The following is a 26365-nucleotide window of genomic DNA, read 5'->3' on the forward strand; positions in this document are numbered from 1 at the left end:
CTCCCGAGTACAAGGGTAAACAATAATGGGGCGAAGCGCCAAAAATGTGCTGTATAAACCGGGATTTCCAGACGGGACGCATAAAAAAAGGCCCTTTCGGGCCTTTTTTGTACGGTAAGCAAAAATTACAGTACGTCGACAGCGTTCAGCTCTTTGAAAGCCTGCTCTAAGCGCACAACCATGGAAGATTGTGCCGCACGCAGCCAGACGCGTGGGTCGTAGTATTTTTTGTTCGGGCTGTCAGCGCCGTTCGGGTTGCCAAGCTGACCCTGCAGGTACGCTTCGTTGGTTTTGTAGTACTGCAGGATGCCGTCCCAGGTTGCCCACTGGGTATCGGTATCGATGTTCATCTTGATCACGCCGTAGCTGATAGACTCTTCGATTTCTGCAGCAGAAGAACCGGAACCGCCGTGGAACACGAAGTCCAGCGCGTTGTGCGGCAGGCCGTGTTTCTCTGAAACGTATTTCTGCGAATCACGCAGAATGGTTGGGGTCAGTTTCACGTTGCCTGGCTTGTACACGCCGTGCACGTTACCGAAGGACGCAGCGATGGTGAAACGCGGGCTGATTTTGCTCAGCTCGGTGTAAGCGTAATCTACGTCTTCTGGCTGAGTGTACAGTGCAGAAGCGTCCATGTGGCTGTTGTCCACGCCATCTTCTTCACCACCGGTGCAGCCCAGTTCGATTTCCAGCGTCATATCCAGTTTCGCCATGCGCGCCAGATACTTAGAAGAAATCTCGATGTTCTCTTCCAGTGACTCTTCAGACAGGTCGATCATGTGTGAAGAGAACAGAGGTTTACCGGTTTTCTTGAAGTGCTCTTCGCCAGCATCCAGCAGGCCGTCGATCCACGGCAGCAGTTTCTTCGCACAGTGGTCGGTGTGCAGGATTACTGGCACGCCGTACTGTTCAGCCATCAGATGCACATGGTGTGCACCAGCGATTGCGCCGAAAATCGCAGCGCCCTGTGGTTTGTCGGTTTTGAAACCTTTACCGGCGATGAAGGCAGCACCACCGTTGGAGAACTGAACGATGACCGGCGCTTTAACTTTAGCCGCAGCTTCCAGTACCGCGTTGATGGAATCCGTGCCGACGCAGTTAACGGCTGGCAGAGCGAATTTGTTTTCTTTCGCTACTTTGAAGATTTTCTGAACGTCATCACCAGTGACAACGCCGGGTTTTACGAAATCAAAAATTTTAGACATGGTTGTGTCCTGTTTCGTTTATCGTCCACTCCCCAATGGGAATGCGATCTGTTCGCCCACAGCGGGCAAGCCTTCAGACAGCGCCGAAGCGCTGCCCCCAAAAATTACTGCTTCGCGCGCTCTTCCAGCATGGCTACTGCCGGCAGTTTTTTGCCTTCCACGAACTCGAGGAACGCACCGCCACCGGTAGAGATGTAGGAAATTTTGTCCTCGATACCGAACAGGTCGATAGCCGCCAGGGTATCACCGCCGCCGGCAACAGAGAACGCGTCGCTGTCTGCGATAGCGTTGGCAACGATTTCGGTGCCCTTACGGAAGTTCGGGAACTCAAACACGCCAACCGGACCGTTCCACAGAATGGTTTTTGCCTCTTTCAGCAGTTTCGCCATGTTCTGTGCGGTTTCGTCACCGAAGTCCATAATTTCTTCGTTATCCGCTACTTCGGAAACCTTTTTCACGGTTGCCGGGGCAGTTTCGGAGAATTCCGTGCCGACGCGTGAATCGGTAGGTACCGGAATGCCGTACTGGTCGCGCAGGCCTTTTGCGGCCTCAACGAAGTCTGGCTCGTACAGCGATTTGCCGACGTTGTTGTCGATCGCCACGAAGGTGTTAGCGATACCGCCACCGACAATCACGGTGTCAGCGATTTTCACCAGCGACTGCAGCACGTCGAATTTGGTCGACACTTTAGAACCACCCACCACGGCGACCAGCGGACGCTGTGGGTTGCTCATTACTTTGCCCAGCGCTTCCAGCTCGGCTGACAGCAGCGGACCGGCACAGGCGATAGGGGCGAATTTGCCTACGCCGTGGGTTGAAGCCTGCGCGCGGTGCGCGGTGCCGAAGGCATCCATGACGAACACGTCACACAGGGCGGCATATTTCTTCGACAGGGTTTCGTCGTCTTTTTTCTCGCCTTTGTTAAAGCGAACGTTTTCCAGCACCACCAGTTCGCCCGCGCCCACTTCAACGCCGTCGAGGTAGTCTTTGGCCAGGGTCACGTTAGTGCCGTTCAGTTTTTCTTTCAGGTAGTTAACAACCGGCAGGAGGGAGAACTCTTCGTTGTATTCACCTTCGGTCGGGCGACCCAGGTGAGAGGTAACCATCACTTTCGCGCCCTGTTTCAACGCCGCTTCGATGGTAGGCAGAGAAGCACGAATACGTGCATCTGACGTCACTTTCCCTTCTTTCACTGGTACGTTGAGATCGGCACGGATCAGAACGCGTTTACCAGCAAGATCCAGATCGGTCATCTTAATTACAGACATGGTGAACCCTCTCGTTGATTCTCATAAGTTTTGCCAGACGCAGTCCGCGTCTTACCTGAAACCGCTTGCGGCCATTGCTAACGTGGTGTCGATCATGCGGTTAGCAAAGCCCCATTCGTTGTCACACCAGACCAGGGTTTTGATCAGGTGGTGACCGCTGACCCGCGTTTGCGTGCCGTCCACTATGGCACTGTGCGGATCGTGGTTAAAATCTACTGAGACTAACGGTAATTCCGTATAGTCAACTATACCACGAAATGCCCCCTCTGACGCGTTTTGCAGCAACGCGTTGACCTCACACGCCTTCACCGCCTGGCGCACCGAAACGCTCAGATCAATGGCGGTCACGTTGATCGTCGGCACGCGCACCGCGATAGCCTCGAAGCGATCGTTAAATTTCGGAAAAATACGGGTAATGCCAGCGGCAAGACGCGTATCGACCGGAATGATCGACTGGCTGGCGGCACGGGTACGGCGCAGGTCGCTGTGATACGCGTCAATCACCTGCTGATCGTGCATCGCCGAGTGAATGGTGGTCACGGTGCCCGACTCAATGCCAAAGGCGTCATCCAGCAGCTTGATCACCGGAATAATGCAGTTGGTGGTGCAGGATGCGTTGGAGACAATGCGGTCAGTTTGTTTAAGAGCCTGTTCGTTAACGCCGAACACTACGGTGGCATCCAAATCGTTGCCGCCGGGATGCGAGAACAACACTTTCTTCGCGCCAGCCTGCAGATGCGCTTCACCATCGTCGCGGCTGCCGTACACGCCGGTGCAGTCCAGCACGATATCGACATTCAGCTCGCGCCACGGCAGCGCGGCAATCTCCGCCTGATGCAGGATACGGATGGTATCTTCGCCAACCCACAGCTGATCGCGCTCCTGGCGTACCTCAAAGGCAAAGCGGCCGTGGCTGGTGTCGTACTTAAGCAGATGCGCCATGCCAGCCGCTTCCGCCAGTTCGTTAATCGCCACTACGGTGATTTCCGCCCGGCGACCGGTTTCATACAGCGCACGCAACACGTTGCGCCCGATACGACCAAAACCATTTATTGCGATACGAATGGTCATCTCACTTCCTGCAGCCACACCTGAAAAAACGTGCCAAATACCTTGAGCGTTTCGCTGCGTTTTGTACAGGGAATTCTTGCCCGGTTACGGTTGCTGACGGAGAGCACACGGCTGCAACTGAAACGGTTCAGCGAGAATAAAGCATGGAAGGAATAACAGGAATGATTGCGATCAACTGTGCTGCTGATTATTGGATCTGCGTCACAAATTCAGGCAATGGCGATTATTACTGCAGGAATAATTGAACCGTTTCAGGTTCAGGCGATAACAGGGCCGGCGATCTGCACATCGGTGTCGCGGCGCAATTTATTGCGCGTGGTTAAGCATAAAGATAGCAGCAGAAATGCGCAATGAATCGCGCCGCTACAACGCGCAGCGGCGCGACGGGTTACGCGAAATTAAAGAATCGATTTCGCGGTTTTCACCACGTTGGCCACGGTGAAGCCGAACTCTTCGAACAGCTTCTCAGCTGGCGCTGACTCACCGAAGGTGGTCATGCCAACGATGGCACCGTGCAGGCCGGTGTATTTGAACCAGTAATCCGCAATACCGGCTTCGATAGCAACGCGTGCGCCAACTGCTTTCGGCAGCACAGACTCACGATAAGCCGCATCCTGCTTATCAAACGCATCGGTAGACGGCATGGACACCACGCGCACCTTACGACCTTCCGCGCTCAGCTGCTCGTAAGCGCCGACTGCCAGCTCAACTTCAGAACCGGTCGCAATCAGAATCAGCTCCGGCGTGCCGTCGCAATCTTTCAGCACGTAACCACCGCGCGCCACGTTAGCCAGCTGCTCAGCACTACGATCCTGCTGCGCCAGGTTCTGACGTGAGAAGATCAGGGCTGATGGGCCGTCAACGCGCTCGATAGCGTATTTCCATGCCACCGCAGATTCCACCTGGTCACACGGACGCCACAGGCTCATGTTCGGGGTGGTGCGCAGGCTGGCCATCTGCTCAACCGGCTGGTGCGTCGGGCCATCTTCACCCAGACCGATAGAGTCGTGGGTATAAACCATCACCTGACGGATTTTCATCAGCGCCGCCATACGTGCCGCGTTACGCGCGTACTCGACGAACATCAGGAAGGTTGCGGTGTACGGCAGGAAGCCACCGTGCAGCGCAATACCGTTGGCGATGGCAGTCATACCAAACTCACGCACGCCGTAATGAATGTAGTTGCCTGCGGCATCTTCATTGATCGGCTTCGAGCCAGACCACATGGTCAGGTTGCTTGGTGCCAGGTCAGCCGAGCCGCCCAGATATTCCGGCAGCAGCTTACCGAAAGCTTCGATGGCATTCTGCGACGCTTTACGGCTGGCGATCTTCGCCGGATTAGCCTGCAGCTGCTCGATGAACTTCTGCGATTCCGCCTGCCAGTTAGCGGGCAGCTCGTTGTTCACGCGGCGTTTGAACTCTGTGGCCAGTTCCGGATGTGCAGCGGCGTAAGCAGCAAACTTCTCGTCCCAGGCCTTCTCTTTCGCCTGGCCAGCTTCTTTGGCATCCCACTGTGCGTAGATTTCAGAAGGAATCTCAAATGGCGCGTAGTTCCAGCCCAGTTGTTTGCGGGTCAGCGCGATTTCGTCGTCACCCAGCGGAGCACCGTGCGAATCGTGCGTACCGGCTTTGTTCGGGGAACCAAAACCGATGATGGTTTTGCACATCAGCAGCGATGGCTTGTCGGTGACCGCTTTGGCTTCTTCTACCGCTTTTTTGATCGCGTCGGCGTCGTGACCGTCCACGCCACGCACCACGTGCCAGCCGTACGCTTCGAAGCGTTTGGCGGTGTCGTCGGTGAACCAGCCATCCACGTGACCGTCGATAGAGATGCCGTTGTCGTCATAGAACGCCACCAGCTTGCCGAGCTTCAGGGTACCGGCGATGGAGCACACTTCGTGCGAGATGCCTTCCATCATGCAGCCGTCGCCCATGAACACGTAAGTGTGATGGTCTACGATGTCATGACCCGGACGGTTGAACTGCGCCGCCAGCGTGCGCTCAGCAATGGCGAAGCCCACGGCGTTCGCGATGCCCTGACCCAGTGGGCCGGTAGTGGTTTCTACGCCTGCGGTGTAGCCGTATTCCGGGTGGCCTGGGGTTTTAGAGTGCAGCTGACGGAAGTTCTGCAGCTCGCTCATCGGCAGGTCATAGCCGGTGAGGTGCAGCAGGCTGTAAATCAGCATCGAGCCGTGGCCGTTGGACAGCACGAAACGGTCGCGATCTGCCCACAGCGGGTTAGTTGGATTGTGGTTCAGGAAATCACGCCACAGCACTTCAGCGATATCGGCCATGCCCATTGGGGCACCCGGATGTCCCGATTTCGCTTTCTGTACTGCATCCATACTTAACGCGCGAATGGCGTTGGCAAGCTCTTTACGAGAGGGCATCTTCTACTCCAGGTCGGATTAATGCTCCGCCACGCTTAACTGATTGTAATTAATGAGTTATAAGGCGAAGCGAGAAAAAAGTCGCACATCAATGTACATGAAAATCGGGGCAAAAGTACATGTATCAGGATGCTAAATCTGCGGTTCAGGGTTGCATTTCGGGGCCTGTCTGCTAGCCAATCCGCCCCTGGCACGCTATAACCAATGCGTTTAAACACCTGCGTGGTTTTTCAGGTGTTTGTTTTCTCTACTTGTTACTCAAAGGATGCTGATATGAAAATTCGCGCCATGGTTGTCGCGCTGGGAATGGTTTCGCTGCTGAGCGGCTGCGAAGGAATGGATAATAACGCACTGTTGCAGTCCGGCGCGCAGGCGTTTCAGGCTTACTCACTGAATGACGCCCAGGTTAAAGAGCTGAGCGATCAGTCATGTGCCCAGATGGATAAAGAGAACCAGCTGGCGCCGGCCAACAGCAGCTATCAGCAGCGGCTGAACAAAATCGCCGCCGCGCTGGGCGATAACATCAACGGCGTACCGGCCAACTACAAGGTGTATCTGACCAAAGACGTCAACGCCTGGGCGATGGCGAATGGCTGTATCCGCGTTTATAGCGGTCTGATGGATATGATGAGCGACAACGAAGTGGAAGGCGTGCTCGGCCACGAAATGGGCCACGTCGCGCTCGGCCATACGCGCAAAGCGATGCAGGTGGCTTTCGCGACCACGGCGGCACGCAACGCTGCGGCGTCGGTGGGCGGCGTGATTGGTTCGCTGTCGCAGTCACAGCTGGGCGAAATGGGCGAGAAACTGGTTAACGCGCAGTTCTCACAGACCCAGGAGTCGCAGGCGGATGACTATTCGTACGATCTGCTGAAGAAGCGCGGCATTAATCCGCTTGGTCTGGCGACCAGCTTCGAGAAGCTGGCGAAGCTGGATCAGGGCCGCCAGAGCTCAATGTTTGACTCGCATCCGGATTCTGAGTCGCGCGCGCAGCATATTCGCGACCGCATCGCGGCGGATGGTAAGTAGTCGCCGGTCTTCCCCTCACCCCAGCCCTCTCCCGCACGCGGGAGAGGGAGTAGTCCGTGCTGTTCTCACCGCCCGCTCGATCGGTTCCCTCTCCCGCATGCGGGAGAGGAAGCAGTCCGTGCTGTTCTCACCGCCCGCTCGATCGGTTCCCTCTCCCGCATGCGGGAGAGGAAGCAGTCCGTGCTGTTCTCACCGCCCGCTCGATCGGTTCCCTCTCCTGGGGGAGAGGGTCAGGGTGAGGGCAGCCGCCCGCACCGCCGCTTAACCTTTATTCGCCGCCTGCACGTGCAGCATATCCAGCGCCAGCGTCGCAGCGGCCAGTGAGGTCAGGTCGGCGTGATCGTAGCCCGGTGCCACTTCCACCAGATCCATCCCCACAATGTTCATGCCCTGCAGGCCGCGGATCAGCTTGGTGGCTTTATCGCTGGTCAGGCCGCCAATCACTGGCGTACCGGTGCCTGGCGCATGAGCCGGATCGAGGCAGTCGATATCAAACGTCAGGTACACCGGCAAATCGCCCACGGTGCGCTTCACTTCGGCCAGAATGTCGTCCACGCTGCGGTCATTAACCTGCGCGGCGTCCAGCACGTTGAAGCCCAGGCTCTTATCGAACTCGGTACGGATACCAATCTGCACCGAATGCTGCGGATCGATCAGCCCTTCCTGCGGCGCAGTGTAGAACATGGTGCCGTGGTCAAAAGTCGGGCCGTTGGAGTAGGTATCGGTATGCGCATCGAAGTGCACCAGCGCCATCTTGCCGAAGTGTTTGGCGTGCGCGCGCAGCAGCGGCAGTGTGACATAGTGATCACCGCCAAAAGTCAGCATGCGCTTGCCGTTCGCCAGCAGCTTTTCCGCGTGCGCCTGCAGCTTGTCGGACAGATCCTGTGAATCGCCGAAGGCGTACACCAGATCGCCACAGTCCACCACATTGAGGCGCTGACGCAGATCGAAATCCCACGGCCAGCGGCAGCCTTCCCACGCCAGGTTAGTAGAGATCTGACGGATCGCGCCCGGCCCTAAACGGCTGCCCGGCCGGCCTGACGTTGCGGCATCAAACGGCACACCGGTAATCACCCACTCGGCGTCGCTGTCGTAAGGCTGGAAGTTCAGCGGAAAGCGCATGAAACCGAAGGCGTTAGAAACCAGGGAGTTGTCGTACTGATTGCCCAGCGTGTTGTACATAACGAGTCCTCTTAAATCCTTAAATCGGTTAGCCAGTTAAGGTATAGATGAAAAAAATCCCCTCCGCGTCGTTAGGCCCGACGAGGAAGGGATTGATGGGCGTGATTATCGCCGAGATTGCCGCGCATCGCAATTAGCGCTCGCGCATCGCCTCTTTGGCCTTGTTAAACGGTTTGACCAGATAATCCATGATGCTCTTCTCGCCGGTTTTGATATCCACGGTGGATACCATGCCAGGGCTGATGGAAAAGCGCCGGCCAGCCTTGTTCTGCACATAGTCGTTATCAGTACGAATAAACACGCGGTAGTAGTAAATCTCCGGTTTGACTTCGTCCTGGATGGTATCCGGCGAAATGCTTTCCACCACGCCGTTCAGGCCGCCGTAGATGGCGTAATCGTAAGCGGAGATTTTTACCACCGCGCGCTGGCCGGGATGGATAAAGGCAATATCGCGCGGCGACAGGCGCGCTTCAATCAGCAGCCGATCGTTCATCGGTACGATGTTCATCAACTCACCGTTGGGCGGAATCACCCCGCCCACCGTCGAGACTTTGATGTTTTTCACGATGCCGCGCATCGGCGCGCGGATAGTCAGACGCGTTACGGTATCTTCGCGCCCTTTAATCACCTGCGCCAGGCTGTCGGCTTCGGCGCTGGCCTTCGCCAGCTCTTCGCGCGCCTGCACGTAATACTGCGAGCGCATATCGGTAAGTTTCAGCTCCAGGTCGGACTTATCGCGCTGTAAGCGCAGCACTTCCACGCTGCTGGCGGCACCGGTTTTCGCCAGTCGCTGAGTAATAGCCAGTTCGCGATTAGCCAGCGCCAGCGACTCCTTAAACTGCCGGGTTGCATCATTGAGCTGGGCGCGTTTGGTGTTATACAGCCGGGTTTCCGCCGCGATAAGATCCGGGTAGCCATTCAGCTCGGCGGGAAACGTGAGCGGATCATCGTTCACTTCTGCACGCAGGCGCGAGGCCGCTGCCAGTGCGGCCCGGTAGCGCGCCGCGCTCTCGCCGACGCTGGACTGCGAGCGTGTGGCATCCAGTTTCGCCACGATCTGCCCGGCCTGCACGCGATCGCCCTCATGCACATACAGTTCCGTGAGAATGCCGCCCTCCAGCGATTGCAGCACCTGCTCGCGCGAACTGGGGATCACCTTCCCGGTGCCGGTTGAGACCTCATCCAGCATGCCAAACCACGCCCACACCAGCGCCACCATGATCAGCGCGGTGCTGATGACGATCAGCCGCACTGCGCCGGTGTAGTGGCTTTCCGATTTCAGTTCACCGAGCAGATCGTCGGACGAATCCACCTCTGCGGCGGTCACCAGCCGCAGTTTTGCCGGCAATTGTTTCATCATGCCTGTCCCTCCCCCGCTGCTCCGCTGGCGCGCGGTGCCGGCAGCGCGTTCTCTTTCGGGCTGTCCATTACCAGCTGCCCCTCTTTCAGCACCAGTATGCGATCCACCAGCGACAGAATCGCCGCGCGGTGCGTCGCCACGATCAGCGTGCGGCCATTCAGCCAGGCGCCCAGCCGCTCAATAAAATCTTTCTCGGTATGATCGTCGAGCGAAGCCGTCGGCTCATCCAGCAACACGATATTAGGATCGCGCAGCAGCATGCGCGCCAGCAGCAGCGACTGGCGCTGACCGCCGGACAGCCCGACGCCGCCCTCCATGACCGGATGATCGAGCCCGAGCGGCAGACGGCGAATAAAATCGGCCCCGCCACTGACCGTCAGCGCGGCAAAAATCGCTTCGTCGGTGGCGTGCGCCGCGCCCATGGTGAGGTTTTCCCGCAGCGTACCGTGGAACAGCCGCGCGTTTTGCGTCAGCAGCCCGACGTTGCGCCGCACGTCCGCGACATCAATATGCGGCAGGCTGAGGTTGTCCAGCCGCAGCTCGCCGCCCACCAGATCCATGCCGCCGGCCATCGCCTGCAGCAGCGTGGATTTGCCAGAGCCGTTGCGCCCCAGCACGGCGATGCGCTCACCCGGCTTGATGGTCAGCGTCTTGATGCGCAGCGCCACCGTCAGCGAATCGCTGTAGTAGCGGAACATGGCATCGGTGAACTGATAGTGGCCAAACAGCACCGGACAGTGAATGCGCGTTTCGTCTTTACTGTTCTCCACCGGCAGATTCATCAGCGCATCGAGGCTGCTCTTCGCCGCTTTTACCTGCTGCCAGCGCGCCAGCACGCCACACAGCGTCGCCATTGGCGCAATCATGCGCGAAGACAGCAGCGACGCGGCGACAATCGCCCCGGTGGTGATATCGCCGTTGATCACCATCGGCGCCCCGACCACGATCACGCTGGCGTACACCAGTCCCTGAATGGTGACGCCCCAGCTGATCAGCGCATGCATCACTTTGCGCATCTCGACGCCCGACTGCGCGGTGATGCGGATATAGCTGTTCCACTGCTGCAGAAAGCGGTCCTCCGCCTGCATCAGCTTGATATCTTCCAGCCCCTGCACGCGCTCCACCAGCACCGCGTTGCGCAGCGTCGACTCTTTCAGGTTTTGCTGCGCCAGCTTCGCCAGTTTTTTCTGGCTCAGCACGCCGGGCAGGATCATCAGCAGCACCGCCACCGGCGCGATCCACGCCAGCTGCGGCGCGATGATCGCCATCACCAGCATAAACAGCAGGAAGAACGGCATATCGACGATCGCCGTCACCGTGGTCGACGTCACCATTTCGCGCACCGCTTCCAGCTCGCGCAGCTGCGAGATAAAGGTACCGGTCGATCGCGGCACCGCACTGTTACGCAGCCGCAGCGCGTGGCCGAACACGCGATCGGAGACGCGCATATCGGCGCGCTTGCCGAGCAGATCGGTGACGTGATCGCGACCGACGCGCAGAATATAGGTGAACACCACCGAGAGGATCACCCCGATATACAGCACGTACAGCGTGGGGTACGACTGCGCCGGAATCACCCGATCGTACACCTGCATCGAGAAGATGATGCCGACCAGCGCCAGCAGGTTGATCAGGAACGATCCCAGCATCACGTAGCCGTAAGGACGCATGTCATGCAGCACCAGACGGCGCAGCCAGTCGGGCCTGACCGTGGCGAGATAGCGATCGACACGGCTATCTTTGGCGGCCGTCACCGGACGCAGCGCCGCGGCGTAGCAGATCTGCGGCAGCAGCGTGTTCAGCGCGATCGGCGCCGGTTGTTCATCGCCAGCCAGGTGCACGCGCACCGTGTCATCGCCATCAAAGCTGGTGATGACGCCGACCTGGCCGTCGCTCAGTTCCACCGCCAGCGGCAAGCGCCAGCTGCTGATCTCCCACTGATGCTCTTCATACAGCTGCAGCGACAGCCCGGCCTGACGCGCCAGATGGCGCAGCGCTTTATCACGTGACTGTTTGCCCTGCCATTCGCTGGCAGCCATGATCATGCCCGGCGAGCACGGCAGGCGATAATGGGTCGCGATGAGAATAATGGCGGTGGCCCAGCCGTGCAGCGGCACCTCGCCACCGGCGGCGCTGGCGGGATTGCCATTGGGGGCGTCCGGAATCTGTAATTGCGTCATGGCTGGATCTCCACGGACTGGATGCGCTGGTTATTCAGCGCAAACGCTGACCGCATCTGCCCGGTGCTGTATAAGCAGTCGAGCTGCAGTGAACGTAACTGACTGATGGTTTGCTGCATGGCGAAGCGCGTCTGAAACACTTCCTGTTCGGCGTTGAGCACGTCCAGCAGCGGACGGGTGCCGAGCTGCAGATACTGGTCCTGATACAGCTGCTGCGTCTTCTCGCCCAGCGTCTGCTGACGCGACATGATCGCCAGGCTCTGCGACAGGCTCAGCGCTTCGGTTTGCGATTCGCTGAGCTGCTGCTGCGCTTTGAGGCGCGCCGAGTTCACCGCCGCATTGGCCGCCTGCAGCGCGCTGGCCGCCGCATCGCGCGCCGCGGTAATGCCGCCACCCTGATACAGCGGCATCTCAACTTTGACGAACGCGGAATACTGGGTGCGGTCGAGCGTTTCGCTGCCGGAGTAGTGATTGTTGAGGTAATGCGTGACCTGCGGTTCCAGCGAAATGGTGGGTAAATTCTGCGCGTTGGCGTTATCCAGTTTGGCTTGCGCCTGCCGCGCCTGCGCCCACGCCGCCAGCACCGCCGGATTGGATTTGTCGTCAGCTTTGCCCACCGCGCAGGCGCGCGTCAGGCTGGGCGGAAACGCATCGCTGACCTTTTTCACCAGTGGCCAGCCGAGATAACTTGCCAGCGTGGCACGCCAGCGGTTGAGGCTGGCCTGATACTGGGTGAGCGTGGTGCGCGCGCCTTCGATACGCGCGTCGGTCTGGGTGGCGTCCGAGAGCGATGCCGCCCCCTCTTCATTGCGCTGACGCGCCAGATCGCCAATCTTACTCAGCGCCGTCAGCTGATCCTGGGCGATCTTTACCAGTTGCTGATAGCCCTGCACCTGCACCAGCGCGGCGGCGGTGTCGTGCGCGACGGTATCAATACTCACCAGCACGCTGGCCTGCTCCTGCGCCACCCCGGCTTCGGCGGAGCGCACCGAACTGCTGACTTTGCCGAAGTCATACAGCATCTGCGATACCGACAGCACAAATGACGGGCTGAAGCCTTTTTCGCTGTAGGCGTTGCTGTAGCCGTTGTTCATGCCGGCGCTGATTTGCGGATAGTATTTGGCCTGCGCCACATCGACCTGGCTGGCCTGCTCCAGCATTTTGCCAATCGCCTGGGCGATGTCCGGATGCCACTGGATGGCGCGCTGTACGGCCTGGTTAAGGGTTAAGGTATCCGGCACGTTAGCCAGCGCGGGTTCGGCCACCTGACCGGTTAAGGAGGGAAGATCCTGCTGCTGCGCCAGACCGGCTGAGGTTATGCGCCCCGCCTGCGTCACGGCATCACTGGCAGCCATAAGATGAGAACTGTGAAAAAACACAATGCCAGCACACAGGGCGCTGAGCTTACAGGTACGGCGAGTTGTTGCGCCTGATTGCATCAGATCCATCGATTGTTCACCAGTATAAGAGAGAAAGGGGCACCTCCCTGTGCCCGTTATGCTTCCCTGCGTTACACCCACTAAGCCGTGTGGTTTTGATGCGGTTGCTGCAGCAACTCCTCCAGTGAGACGTTTACGCCTTCCAGGGTAATCAGCTGCGTACTGCTGTACCCCGTGCCACTGCCGTCACGGTCAATCGACAACACCGTATTGCCGTCCGCGGTATGATCCACTTTCACAAAGTCATTGATATTACTGGTGGAATCATTCCAGCCGATCAGCAGACTGCTGACGTCGATCTTGTCACCCTGCGCGACGCTGAAGTCGGTCCAGGTGTCGTGACCGTTGCCGCCGGTGGCATCTGCGCTGCTCAGCAGGTGGTAAACCAGCGTATCTGCGCCGGCACCGCTGGTAATGGTGTCGTCGTAGGCGCTGCTGGTGAGGCTGTCAGCCGCGGCGCTGCCCGTAATGGTCGGGTGAAGCTCAATGGTAAAGGTGTTGCTGGTGATGGTGCCGTCGGACGACGCCAGGGTGTAGGTAAACACCTCCTTATGCGTGATGTTCTGGATATTCACATCCGCGTTCAGGGTATAGGTATAGCTACCGTTGGCGGCGATGGTCAGCACACCAAAGTCCCCGGCCACCGCCGTGCTGCCCACGCTGCTCACGGTGGTGAGATCGCCGTGCTCATTGAGGATGCTCAGCGTGCCGCTGTGGCTGACGTTGCTGTCTCCCCAGATGCTGCCGCTGGCATCATGCTCGCTGCTGGTGGTGGTTTCCGCCGCCAGACTGGTGGTGGCGAACAGCGCGGTGGCCGCACCGTTATGCAGCGTCACCGTCAGCGTCGCCGAGGTCACTGCACCGCTGGCATCCCGCACCGAGTAGGTGAAGGTGTCTGCGGATGGCAGGGTATCGATATCCAGCCCGGCCTTCAGCGTGTAGGTGTAGTTACCCTTCGCATCAATGGTCAGCGTACCGTAGGTGGTGTTGATCACCGTATTGCCGCTGGACGCCACCGCGCTGCTGCCCACCGACGCCACCGCCGTGCCGGACGGAATCGTCCCGGCGATCGAGCTGGTGTCGTTGGTCAGCAGGTTACCGGTGACCGTCGCGGCGGTGGTGACCGCCAGCGTGGTGAAATCCGACACCGTACTTACCGTGGTGGTTGGCAACACGCTAATGTTGGTGGTGGCTGCGACCACCACCGCATAGTTGCCGGTCCCCAGTCCGGTGTAGGTGACGTTTGCCCCTTTCAGCGTACCGATCGTCAGCAGCGCGCTGATGTAGTTGGTCTTGATACTGATCAACTGCCACGAGCCGTTCGCCTGCTGTTCGTACAGGTTTAACGAATAGTTGGCGGCCACGCCGAGACTGGTCACCGAACCGTTGAGCGTCACGGTACGGCTGTCATCGTTACCCACGCTGAACAGGTAAGCATTACCGTTGTTCAGTACGCTGGCATTGAGCACCGTACCCAGCCCCACGGTCAGCAACGCGGTGTGCGACGAGTTGACCGTACCGTTATTCACCGTTGCCTGCGTGCTGGTGTAATCCACCTCGTTGCTGTCGTTGGTCGCCACGATGCGAATCGCACCGGTCAGCGAGGCTCCCGGCGAGACGTTACCGGCGCGATCCGTCTGGATCACCGAGAGCGGCGCACCGGTAATCTGCGCGGTGGTGAGCGTCACCGACCAGTTGCCGCCGCTGCCGACCGTGGTGGTGCCGAGCGCGTTGCCGCTGGCATCGCGCACCGTCACCGTGGCCCCCACTTCACCGCTACCGGTGACAAGGGTACCGGCGCTGTTGATCGCCAGTCCGCTTACCGCCGCCGGAGGCAGGGTATCCACATTTACCGTCGCCGTGATGTTGCCGGTGCTGACGTTACCCGCCGCATCGGTCACCGTGGTGCTCAGCGTGTGCGCGCCGTTCGCCAGCGTGGCGGTGGTGAAGCTCCAGCTGCCATCACTCCCCGCGGTCACAGAACCAATGGCGCTGGCACCGTCGTAGATGGTGACCACGGCACCTGCTTCGGTGGTGCCGCGCAGCGTTGGCGTGGTATCGCGCGTAAAGGCACCGTTCGCCAGCGTCACCGGCGTACCGCTGATGTCATCAATGATGGTCAGCGTACTGGCGACCGGCACCACGGTATCGACGATCAGCGTGGTCGACACCTGCGGGCTGACGTTGCCCGCCGGGTCGGTCTGCGTCACGTTCAGCGTGTGGCTGCCGTTGCTCAGCGCGTTGCCCACCACGAAGCTCCAGCTGCCGTTGCTGCCCACCGTGGTGGTGCCCAGCAATGTGGTGCCGTCGTACACCGTGATGCGCGCGCCCGCCTCACCGTTGCCGCTCAACAGCGGCGTGCTGTCGTTGGTGACGCCATTATTCGGAATGGTCACCGCCGTGCTGCCGTTGTTGTTGAGCGCCAGCAGATTGGTGATGGCCGCCGGTGCCGTGGTATCGATGATCACCGTGGCCGCGGTGGTGCCGCTGACGTTACCTGCGGCATCCGTTACCGTCACCGTGATCGGATGCGGACCGGCGCTCAGCGCCGCCAGTGGCGTGAAGCTCCAGCTGCCGTCCGCCTGCACAATCGCCGTGCCCAGTGCCAGACCGTTGTCCAGAATGGTGACGCGTGCCCCGGCCTCCGCCGCGCTGACGCTGCCGCGCAGCGTTGGCGTGGTGTCGTTGGTCGCGCCGCCGTTGACGATGGTGGCACCGGTCGCATCATTAATAATGGTGAGACTGGTGTTCGCTGGTGCCACCGTATCCACGGTGAGGTTAATCACCTCGGAACGGGGACTGACGTTGCCCGCGCTGTCGGTCACCGTCACGCTCAGCGCATGGGCGGCATTGCTCAGCGTCGGCGAGACGAAGCTCCAGCTGCCGCTGGCGTTAGCCTGCACCGTTCCGAGCAGCGTGTTGCCATCGTAAACCGTGACAATTGCGTTCGCTTCCGCCGTGCCCTGCAGCGTCGGCGTGCTGTCGTTGGTGACCCCGTTATTAACGATAGCCACACCGGTGACGTCGTTGGTCAGCGTCAGTCCGGTTGCCGCCAGCGGCGGCGCGGTGTCGACGGTCAGCGCAAGGGACGCTGCGGGACCGGTATTGCCAGCCGCATCGGTGGCCGTCACGCTGAAGGAGTGTAAACCGTCAGACAAGGTACCGGTGACGAAGCTCCAGCTGCCGTTGCTGGCGGCGGTTACCGAACCCAGCACCGTATCACCATCGCGGATGGTCACAATGCTGTTGGCTTCCGCCGTGCCGCTCAGGCGTGGCGTGCTGTCATTGGTGACGCCCCCTGCCGCAATCGCCACCGGCGTGCTGCCGTTGTTGTTCACCGCTGCCAGCCCGGTGATAGCCACCGGCGGCGTGGTGTCGATCACCAGCGTGGCGCTGGTGGTGGCACTGACGTTACCGGCCGCATCGGTGACCGTGACGTTGAGCGTATGAAGCGTTTCGCTCAGCGCCGCGGCTGGCGTCAGCGTCCAGTTGCCGTCACTGCCCACCAGCGCGGAACCGACCAGCGTGGAGCCATCCAGTACGGTGACGATGCTGCCCGCCTCCGCCCGGCCGCTCAGCACCGGCGTGGTATCGCTGGTGACGCCGCCATTCGGGATGACGCTGCCGCTGACGTCGTTGGTGACCACCAGCGTGGCCGCGCCCGGCGCAACCGTATCGACGGTGATAGTCACCGGCGTGGTGCGCGGGCCGGTATTGCCCGCCGCATCGGTGACCACCACGCTCAGCGCATGCGCGCCGTTACCCAGCGTCGGCGAGACAAAGCTCCATGCGCCGCTGCCGTTCACGAGCGCCGTGCCGAGCAGCGTGTTGCCGTCATAAACGCTAACCGTGGCGTTGGCCTCGGCGCTGCCGCTCAGCGTTGGCGTGGTGTCGTTAGTCGCGCCGCCAGCCGGTATGCTGACGCCGGTAACATCGTTAGTGATGGTCAGGTTGGTGGCCACCAGCGGTGGCGTCGCATCAACGATCAGCGTCACGCTGAGCGCCTCGCCGGTGTTACCCGCCGCGTCCGTTTCCGTGACGCTGAAGGTATGGCTGCCGTCGCTCAGTGCCGCAGAGGTGTAACTCCAGTTACCGCTGCTGCCGACCGTCAGCGAGGCCACCACATCGCCATCGAGGCGAATCGTCACCACGCTGCCCGCTTCTGCCACACCGCGTAACAGTGGCGTGTTGTCATTAGTGGTACCGCCGTCAGCAATCGTCACCGGCGTGCTGCCGTTGTTGTTGCTGGCCGTCAGCGTCAGATCGTCCGGCGCCAGGGTATCAACGATCACCGTCGCGCTGGTGCTGGTGCTGACGTTGCCCGCCGCATCGGTCACCGAAACGCTCAGGGTGTGCGATCCTTCACTCAGCGCTGTCGCTGGCGTGTAGCTCCAGTTGCCACCGGACGGCACGGTCAGCGTGGTCAGCACATCACCATTGTTGAGGATGGTGACCGTGCTGCCCGCTTCCGCTACGCCGCTCAGGGTTGGCGTGGCATCGCTGCTGTAGCCGCCGTTGAGCACCGGCTGCGCGGTATCATCGTTGGTGATGACCAGCGTCGAAGCGTTCGGTGCGATGCTGTCCACAGTGAAGTTAAGTGCCGCGGTGAGAGCACTGCTATTCCCCGCCGCATCGCTGACGCCCACGCTCAGCGCGTGCGCCCCTTCGCTCAATGCAGGCGTGGTCAGCGTCCAGCTTCCCCCTGCGCCCACCACCACCGACGCGATAGCGGTGTTGCCATCGTACACCGTGACCAGGCTGCCCGCATCGGCGCTGCCGCTGAGTACCGGCGTGTTGTCATTGATGACGCTGCCGTCGCTGATCGGCACCGCCGTGCCGCTGCGATCGTTGCTGATCACCACATCAGCGGCCACCGCCGGCGCGGTGGTATCCACGGTGAAGCCGAGGGTAGCCGATGGCGTCCCTTCATCACCGCCAGGGTTTTGCGCAGTGATGTAGTAGGCGTAGCTGCCTTCAGCCAGCGTCGGCGTATAGCTCCACTGGCCGTTAGCATCCGCCGTAACGCTGGTGATTACCTCACCCGTAATGCCGTTATAGATACGGATGGTTTGATCGGCTAAGGCAGAGCCGCTGAGCGTTGGCGTGGTGTCGCGGGTTACCGCGCCGTCTGCCAGCGTCACCAGCGTCGTGCCCGTGTCGTCAGTGATTTGCAGCGTCGAGGTGGCTGGCGGCAGATCGGCCTGCACGTTAAGGCTGAACGCCGGCGTCGCCGTGCTGACGTTGCCCGCCGCATCGGTGACGGTGACGGTGAAGCTGTGAGGTCCGTTGTTGAGCGCCGCGGTCGTAAAGCTCCAGGCCCCGCCCGATCCGGCCAGCGCAGTGCCCAGCAGTGTGGTGCCATCGTAAATGCTCACCGTGCTGCCAGCTTCTGCCGTGCCGCTCAGGGTTGGCGTGTTGTCATCGGTCGACGCGCCGTCATCCAGCGGGCCCGTCGTGCCACCCACGTTGTCGGCGACCACCAGGTCTGGAACCGCTTCTGGCACCAGCGTATCGATGGTGATATTCACCGGCCCCGCCGGCTCGCTGACGTTGCCAGCGGCATCCACCACCTGCACCGAGAAGGCGTAGCTGCCATCCTGCAGCGCGCTGGTTTCAAAGCGCCATACGCCATTGGCATCGGCGACCACCGAGCCAATCACCGTATCGTCCTGCAACAGATTGATGATGGCACCCGCCTGCGCCGTTCCGCTCAGCACCGGCGTGGTGTCGTTGGTAAAGCTGCCATCCACCAGCGGCAGAGCGGTCGGACCGTTATTGGCGTTGACCTCAAACGACAGCACCGGATCTGGCCCGACGGTATTAACCGTCACGCCAATGCTCACCGGGTCGCTGACGTTACCCGCGTTGTCACTGACGACGACCGTCAGCGTGTAGTTGCCGTTATCCAGCGGCGACGTATTCAGGCTCCAGTTGCCTTCGCTGTCCACCGTCGCCGATCCCACCAGCACGTTGCCGTTGTACACGTTGACGAGACCACCCGCCTCACCGCTGCCGCTCAGCAGCGGCGTGTTGTCGTTGGTGGCGCCACCGTTGGCGATGGTGACAAGGTTATCCGGATCGTTGTCATTCTGCAGCAGCACGGCGCTGACCGGCTGCGGCGGCGTGGCATCAACCTGAACGGTGAAGCTGGAAGACGGCGCACTGACGTTGCCGAGGCTGTCCGTCACCGTGGCCGTCAGGGTGTGCTGACCATCGGTGAGCACGGGCGACAGGAACACCCATTCGCCGTCCGCATTGGCGGTGGTCGAACCCAGCACCACATTGCCATCGTAAATGGTCACCAGGCTGTCAGCCTCCGCCGTACCGCTCAGGCGTGGCGTGTTGTCATTGGTAAAGGTGCCATCGGGCACCAGTACCAGATCGGTACCGTTGTCGTTATTCACTTCCAGCGTGGCCTGGGCCGGAGCCTGGTTATCCACGGTAAAGGTAATTGGTGTCGACGCCGGTCCGGTGTTACCGGCCGCATCGGTGACCGTCACCGTCAGGCTGTGCGCCGCGTTGGTGAGGGTTGGCACGTTGAAACTCCACGCGCCGTCACTGCCCGCAATCGCCGTACCAATCGGCGCGCCATTATCCAGAATGTTCACCGTGCTGCCCGGCTCAGCAACGCCCGCCAGCAGCGGCGTGGTATCGCTGGTGGTCGACCCCGACGGAATATCCACCAGCGCACTGCCGTTGTCATTGGAGAGACTGATTTCCGTCACCTGATCCGGGGCGGTGGCGTCAATCACCAGCTGTGCCGTGACCGGCGCGCTGACGTTGCCCGCCGCGTCGCGCGCCACAACGGTCAAGGTGTAGCTGCCGTCACTCAGCGCGCTGGCTGGTGTGAAGCTCCAGCTGCCGCTGCTGCCCACGGTGACGCTGCCCACCGGACCGTTCTGCGAGGTAATCACAATCAGGCTGCCCGGATCGCCGCTGCCGCTCAGCACCGGCGTGTTGTCACTGGTTAAGCCGCCGTTCGGGATGGTGACCGGATCGCCGTTGCCATTGTCGCTGGCGACGCTCAACTGGGTGACCGCCGACGGTGCGACGGTATCGACGGTGATCGCCACGCTGGCGCTCGGTGCGCTGACATTGCCGGCGACGTCGGTGACCGTCACGCTGAGGCTGTGCGAGCCATCGGTCAGTTCAGGTGAGAAGGTCCATGCGCCGTCGTTATCTGCCGTCGCCGTGCCGATCGGCGTCTGTCCGTCATAGACGATGATGGTGCTGTTCGGCTCCGCCGTTCCGCTGAGCAGCGGCGTGCTGTCATTGGTGTTGCTGCCTGAGGCGATCGGCGTGGCCGGATCGACATTGTTGTTCACCAGCAGCAGATCGACGACCGCGTCCGGCGCCGTGGTATCCACGGTAAAGCTAATCGGCGCGGAAGGATCGCTGACGTTACCCGCCGCATCAGTCACCGTTACCGTCAGGCTGTGATCGCCCTCGTCCAGCGTACCGGTAACAAACTGCCAGCTGCCATCGGCGCCCACGGTCACAGAACCGATCGGCGTTGTGCTGTCGCCATCGTAGACAGTGATGATACTGCCGGCCGTGGCGCTGCCGGAGAGCTGCGGCGTGGTGTCGTTGGTCGCGCCATTGGCGGCAATCGCCACCAGCGTGCTGCCATCGTTATTGCTCAGCACCACGTCCACTGGCGCTGCCGGTGGCGTGAGATCAACGGTGAAGGTGTACGGCGCGGACTCCGGCCCGACGTTGCCTGCCGGATCGGTGACGCTGGCCGTCAGGCTGTGACTGCCCGCTTCCAGGGCGGTATCTGGCGTGAAGCGCCAGCTGCCGTCATTGCCGGCGGTAGCCGAGCCGATGATCACGCCGTTGTCGCGCACGATCACCACGCTGTCAGGCTCGGCGCTACCGCTCAACACTGGTGTGGTGTCGTTGGTCGCCCCGCCAGAGGCCACCGGTACGGCCGGATCAACCTCATCGTTCACCAGCAGCAGGCCGGTCGGCTCGGCCGGTGCCGTGGTATCCACGGTAAAATCAATCGCCGCGGACGGTGCGCTAACGTTGCCCGCCGCGCTGGTTACCGTGGTGGTCAGGCTATGTTCGCCCTGGCTCAGCGCCGGTACCGCGAAGGTCCATGTCCCACCTTCACCCACCAGTACGCTGCCCAGCACCGTATTGCCATCAAGGATGGTGACGGTGCTGCCGGCGTCGGCGGTGCCGCTCAGCTGCGGCGTGGTGTCGTTGGTCGCGGTGCCGCTGTTAATCGGCTGCAGCGTCTCGCCGTTATCGTTGTTCAGCACGACATCAGCGGCGGCAGACGGTGCGGTGAGATCGATAGTGAAATCAAACGCATCAGACGCCGGCCCGCTGTTGCCCGCCGTGTCGGTGACAATGGTGGTCAGGCTATGCGTGCCCGCCTCCAGTGCCGGATCCGGCGTGAAGCTCCAGTTGCCGTTTGCATCGGCCTGCGCCGAGCCAATCACGCTGCCATTGTCGTAAATCGCGACGAGGCTGCCCGGCTCCGCGCTGCCGCTGAACAGCGGCGTGGTGTCATTAGTGACGCCATCCGCCGCGATCGGCAGCGGCGTTGCGCCCTGATCGTTAACCAGCAGCAAGTCTGCGGCGGGCGCCGGATCGGTGAGATCGATGTTCACCTCCAGCGGAGCAGAAGGTGCGCTGGTATTGCCAGCCGGACTGGTTTCGGTCGCCGTCAGGCTGTGCTGCCCCTCGCCCAGCGCGGTGGCTGGCGTGAAGCTCCAGCTGCCGTCGTCGTTAACCGTGGTGGTGCCCAGCACGGTATTGCCATCCGAGACGGTGATGGTGCTGCCGGCGGTGCCGCTGCCGCTCAGGACCGGCGTGGTGTCGTTAGTGGCACCGCTGGTGATCAGCACCGGCGTGCCGCTCTGATCATCACTGAGCTGCACATTGCCCGGCGCGGCTGGCGTGGTGGTATCAATGGTAAAGCTGAGGGCGGCCGAGGGTTCGCTGGTATTGCCAGCGGTATCGGTCACCGTCGCCGTCAGGCTATGGTCGCCCGCTGCCAGCACCGGTGCGGTGAAGCTCCAGCTGCCGTCGTTGCCGACGGTGGCGGTGCCCAGTACCGTATCGCCATCGGAAATGGTCACGGTGCTGCCCGGTTCCGCGCGGCCACTGAGCACCGGCGTGGTGTCATTGGTGAGGCCATTGCTGACCGGCACCGGTGTACCGCTCTGGTCGTTGCTGAGCAGCAGCTCGCTGGCCACAGCAGGGGCGCTGGTATCGACGATGACAATCACCGCCGTACTGCCCGGCCCGGTATTGCCCGCCGTGTCGGTAACGGTGGACGTCAGGTTATGCTGCCCTTCGCTCAGCGGAGCGGTCGGGGTGAAGCTCCAGCTGCCGTCGCTGCCTGCCGTCGCCGTGCCCAGCACCGTATCGCCGTCGCTGACGGTCACCGTGCTGCCAGGTTCAGCGGTACCGCTTAGGGTTGGCGTGGTGTCATTGGTGCTGCCGCCCGCGGCAACCGGTGTGCCGTCGCCATTGCTGAGCTGCAGATTGCCTGCCGCCGCTGGTGCCTGCGTATCGACGGTGACGGTTACCGGTGTTGACGCCGGGCCAGTATTGCCGGCCGCATCGGTCACGGTGCTGGTCAGGCTATGGCTGCCATCGCTGAGGGGCGGCGTGGTGAAGCTCCAGTTGCCATCGTTGCCCACCGTGGTGCTGCCAATCACCGTACCGCCATCGGAGATAATGACCACACCGCCAGCTTCGCCGCTGCCGCTCAGGGTTGGCGCAGAGACGTTAGTGCTGCCTGTGCCCAGCGGATCGCCGTCACCGTTGGTCAGCTGGATGCCAGTCGGTGCTGCGGGCGCGACGGTGTCGATGGTGATGGTGATTACCGGCGAATCCGTCACCGTGCCGCTGCCGTTATCGGCGCTGGCGCGGAATGCGTAGGTGCCGTCGGCCAGCGCTGCTGGCGTGAAGCTCCACTGTCCGTTGCTGCCCGCGACAACGCTGCCCAAAACCGTGCTGCCGTTGTACAGGGTGACGAGATCGCCCGCCCCGGCCTGGCCGCTGAGAATCGGCGTGCTGTCGGTGGTGCTGTCGTTATTGGCCAGTTCGACCAGCGTGCTGCCGTTATCATCGGTGACAATCAGCAGGCTGCTGGTGGCCGGCACGCCCGCCTCAATGTTGACCGTGAACACCGGCGATGCCGGGCTGACATTGCCGGCCGCGTCAGTCACTGTGGTGGTCAGGCTGTGCTGCCCGTTGGTGAGCGCATCTGGCGTAAAGCTCCAGCTACCGTTGCTGGCGGCGGTAACGCTACCGAGCAGCGTGGTGCCGTCATAGATACGCACCACCGCGCCCGCTTCTGCCGAACCGCTCAGGGTTGGTGTGCGATCGTCGGTGGTCTGGCCGGAAGCCAGCGCACCGGTGGCGCTGCCCGCGTTATCCGTCACCTGCAGGCCGCTGACGGCAGCAGGCGCGGTGGTGTCAACGCTAAAGGCGATCGGCGTTGATGCCGGGCTGACGTTGCCGGCGGCATCGGACACCGTGGTGCTCAGGCTGTGATTGCCCTCGCCCAGCGCTGGCGTGGTGAAGCTCCAGCTGCCGTTACTGCCCACGCTGACGCTGCCGAGAACGGTGTTGCCGTCGCGAATCGTGACAATACTGCCGGCTTCCGCCGTGCCGCTCAGCAGCGGTGTCGCATCGTTGATCGCGCTGCCGCCCGTCACCGGCTGTGCGGTACTGCCGGCATCGTTCAGCAGTGCCAGATCGCTGGCTGCCGCCGGTGGCGTGGTATCAACCGTAATGTTCAGGGTGACGGTGTCAATCACATTGCCGTCAACGTCGGTAATGGTGGCGCTGAACGCGTGGCCGCCCTCACTCAGGTTGCTCAGGGCAAAGCTCCACTGCCCATTGCCGTCGGCGGTGGTGCTGCCGAGCAGATCGCCGCCGTCAAAGATGCGGACGAGGCTGCCCGCCCGGGTCAGGCCGGCGAGGGTCGGGCTGTCGTCATTGGTGACGGCGCCGTTTTGCAGTGAGACGAGGGTATTGCCGCTGTCGCCCACCAGCTCAATGCTGGCGCTGGCGGGTGGCAGCGCAGCGTCCACATTGACCACAAATTCCGCGGTCGCGCTGCTGACGTTGCCCGCCGCATCGGTTTGCGTAACGGTCAGGCTGTGGCTGCCGTTGCTGAGCGCTGGCGTGGTAAAGCTCCAGCTGCCGTTGGCCCCGACAAGAGTATTGCCCAGGAGCGTGCTGCCGTCGTAAATGCTGATCAGCGCACCGGCTTCGCCGCTGCCGCTCAGGGTAGGAGTGTTGTCATCGGTGGTAGCGCCCGACGTCAGCGGGCCCTGGCTGGCACCCACGTTGTCGATCACCTGCAGATCGCCGATCGCCGCCGGTGCGGTGGTATCGACGGTGACCACGATAGCCGCTGACGCCGGACCGGTGTTGCCGGCGCTGTCGGTTACCGTGGTAGTCAGGCTGTGATTGCCGTCGCTGAGCGCTGGCGTGGTGAAGCTCCAGCTGCCGTTACTGCCGACAATAGCCGTGCCGAGCACGACGTTGCCATCGCGTACCGTAACGGTGCTGCCGGCCTCTGCCGTGCCGCTCAGCACCAGCGTGTTGTCATTGCTGCTGCCGCCGGCGGCAACCGGCGTCACCGTGCCATTGCTGTCGCCGGTCAGCAGCAGATCGCCTGCCGCACCGGGCGCCACGGTATCAATGGTGACCGTCAGGGTGACGGAGGTGGTGACGTTACCGGCGGCGTCGGTGGCAACCGCGCGGAACGCGTAAGTACCATCTGCCAGCGTGGCGGGAGTGAAGCGCCACTGACCGCTGCCGTCGGCAATAGTACTGCCCAGCAGCGTGGTGCCGTTGTACAGCGTGATGACGGCGTTAGCGCTCGCCAGGCCGCTCAGCACCGGCGTGCTGTCTTTGGTACTGGCGCCATCGCTCAGCGTGCGCAGCGTGGCATCGCTATCGTCGGTAATTTGCAGCGAACTGCTGGTTGACGGCAGGCCCGCCTGAATCGTCACCACAAACGGAGAGGACGCAGCGCTGACATTGCCGGCAGCGTCCGTCAGCGTCACGGTCAGGCTGTGGCTGCCATTGCTCAGCGCTGGCGTGGTAAAACTCCAGTTGCCGTTCGCGCCCACCAGCGCCGTGCCGAGCAGCGTCTGACCATCGTAAACGCTGACGACAGCGCCCGCTTCACCACGGCCGCTCAGGGTCGGCGTGTTATCATCGCTGCTCGATCCGTTTGGTACCGGCGTGGTGCTGCCGCCGTTGTTGTTGGTCAGGGACACGTCCGTGGCCACTGCCGGTGGCTGCGTATCGACGGTGAAATCAACCGGGCTGGTGGCCGGACTGGTGTTGCCGGCAGCATCGGTGACGGTAACCGTCAGGCTGTGCTGTCCTTCACCCAGGGCGGGTGTCGTGAAGCTCCAGCGGCCATCGGCACCGACGGTGACCGTTCCCAGCAGCGTGGTGCCGTCGTAAATACTGACAATGGTCCCCGCTTCGGCCGTGCCGCTCAGCGTAGGCGTGTTGTCATCGGTGCTGGTGCCGCCCGTGATAGCGCCCTGCACGCTGCCCGCGTTATCCGTGATCAGCAGATCGCTGACTGCCGCCGGTGCCGTGGTATCACCGCCGCCGCCATTGTCGCCGCCGCCGTTATCCCCACCACCGCCGCCGCCACCGCCGTTGTTACCGGCGATCAGCGCACCGATACCGGCCAGTGCGGCGCCGGCGATACCAAAGGCGGTCAGTGTTCCGTCACCCGTGACGTTTTCCGCTAACAGCCCTTCCGTGCTGTCGATAGACACAAACTGGAAGCCTTCTGTGCCGGGATCTTCCACCCACCACAGCGCGCCTTTGTCGTCCTGCAGCACCAGATCGCTGTCGCCGTTAGCATCGTAGAATTTATGAATAACAACGACTTCACCGGATTTAGTGGTGACCACTAAATCACTACCATTGCGTGTGAAAGACTTAATATCAGCCTGATTAAGGTTGAGCTTAACCACACTGGGAGCAGTTAAATTAACCTGATTACCGCTCACTTCAGTAGCAATCGTTCCGCCCTTGGGCGTTACAGAGATATTGTTCATTTTATCGATATCCCGCGCAGTTATAAGCTTAATGGCATCCATAAAAACGCCCGGTATCGCCAGACACCGGTATTCTTCGCGAATAATTCAATGAATTACTCACATCCTCTCCAGGCCGGTTTCATCTGCCAGAGGCACAGTGAAAACGCGCTGAGTCGTTATTTGCCGCCCGTGCGA

General features: G+C 61.4%; 10 protein-coding genes. 1 reads left to right on the plus strand and 9 read right to left on the minus strand.

What is annotated here, in order from left to right; translation table 11 throughout:
- Positions 1 to 125: 125 nt before the first annotated feature.
- The 4 genes from fbaA to tkt form a co-directional block, all read right to left on the minus strand.
- Positions 126 to 1205, minus strand: a complete 1080-nt coding sequence (fbaA, locus tag C1Y42_RS13115; protein WP_058757103.1) for a class II fructose-bisphosphate aldolase — start codon at positions 1203 to 1205, stop codon at positions 126 to 128.
- 104 nt (positions 1206 to 1309) lie between these two features.
- Entirely contained in the window at positions 1310 to 2473 is a 1164-nt protein-coding gene (pgk, locus tag C1Y42_RS13120) for a phosphoglycerate kinase (RefSeq protein ID WP_058771544.1), read from the minus strand.
- Positions 2474 to 2524: 51 nt separating this feature from the next.
- Positions 2525 to 3544, minus strand: coding sequence for an erythrose-4-phosphate dehydrogenase (gene epd / locus C1Y42_RS13125; RefSeq protein WP_104093684.1), 1020 nt, complete (start codon positions 3542 to 3544; stop codon positions 2525 to 2527).
- A gap of 398 nt (positions 3545 to 3942) precedes the next feature.
- Positions 3943 to 5934: a transketolase gene (gene tkt / locus C1Y42_RS13130; protein ID WP_058757105.1), complete on the minus strand. Its 1992-nt coding sequence runs from the start codon at positions 5932 to 5934 to the stop codon at positions 3943 to 3945.
- A 273-nt stretch (positions 5935 to 6207) separates the two neighbouring features.
- On the opposite strand from tkt, the gene C1Y42_RS13135 reads away from it, so the two are divergent.
- Positions 6208 to 6963, plus strand: coding sequence for a M48 family metallopeptidase (locus tag C1Y42_RS13135; RefSeq protein ID WP_021506645.1), 756 nt, complete (start codon positions 6208 to 6210; stop codon positions 6961 to 6963).
- Between the two features lie 261 nt (positions 6964 to 7224).
- Here the strand turns inward: C1Y42_RS13135 and speB are convergent, their stop codons facing one another.
- The 5 genes from speB to C1Y42_RS13160 all read right to left on the minus strand — a co-directional run bounded on the left by speB (position 7225) and on the right by C1Y42_RS13160 (position 26188).
- A complete protein-coding gene (gene speB / locus C1Y42_RS13140) occupies positions 7225 to 8145 on the minus strand; it encodes an agmatinase (RefSeq protein WP_021506644.1) in 921 nt (306 codons plus the stop codon).
- 133 nt (positions 8146 to 8278) lie between these two features.
- Complete coding sequence (locus tag C1Y42_RS13145) at positions 8279 to 9502, minus strand: HlyD family type I secretion periplasmic adaptor subunit (RefSeq protein ID WP_370445704.1); 1224 nt, start codon at positions 9500 to 9502, stop codon at positions 8279 to 8281.
- The gene (locus tag C1Y42_RS13150; protein WP_104093686.1) at positions 9502 to 11685 is read right to left on the minus strand and encodes a type I secretion system permease/ATPase; all 2184 of its coding nucleotides are present in this window, start codon (positions 11683 to 11685) and stop codon (positions 9502 to 9504) included. Before C1Y42_RS13150 ends, C1Y42_RS13145 begins: the two co-directional genes overlap by 1 nt.
- A complete protein-coding gene (locus C1Y42_RS13155) occupies positions 11682 to 13133 on the minus strand; it encodes a TolC family outer membrane protein (protein ID WP_031279469.1) in 1452 nt (483 codons plus the stop codon). The genes C1Y42_RS13150 and C1Y42_RS13155 overlap by 4 nt, the downstream gene beginning before the upstream one ends.
- 71 nt (positions 13134 to 13204) lie before the next feature.
- A complete protein-coding gene (locus C1Y42_RS13160; RefSeq protein WP_104093878.1) occupies positions 13205 to 26188 on the minus strand; it encodes an Ig-like domain-containing protein in 12984 nt (4327 codons plus the stop codon).
- Between the last annotated feature and the right edge of the window lie 177 nt (positions 26189 to 26365).

This window comes from Pantoea sp. ICBG 985, assembly GCF_002928365.1.
In the GTDB taxonomy this organism is placed as follows: domain Bacteria; phylum Pseudomonadota; class Gammaproteobacteria; order Enterobacterales; family Enterobacteriaceae; genus Pantoea; species Pantoea dispersa.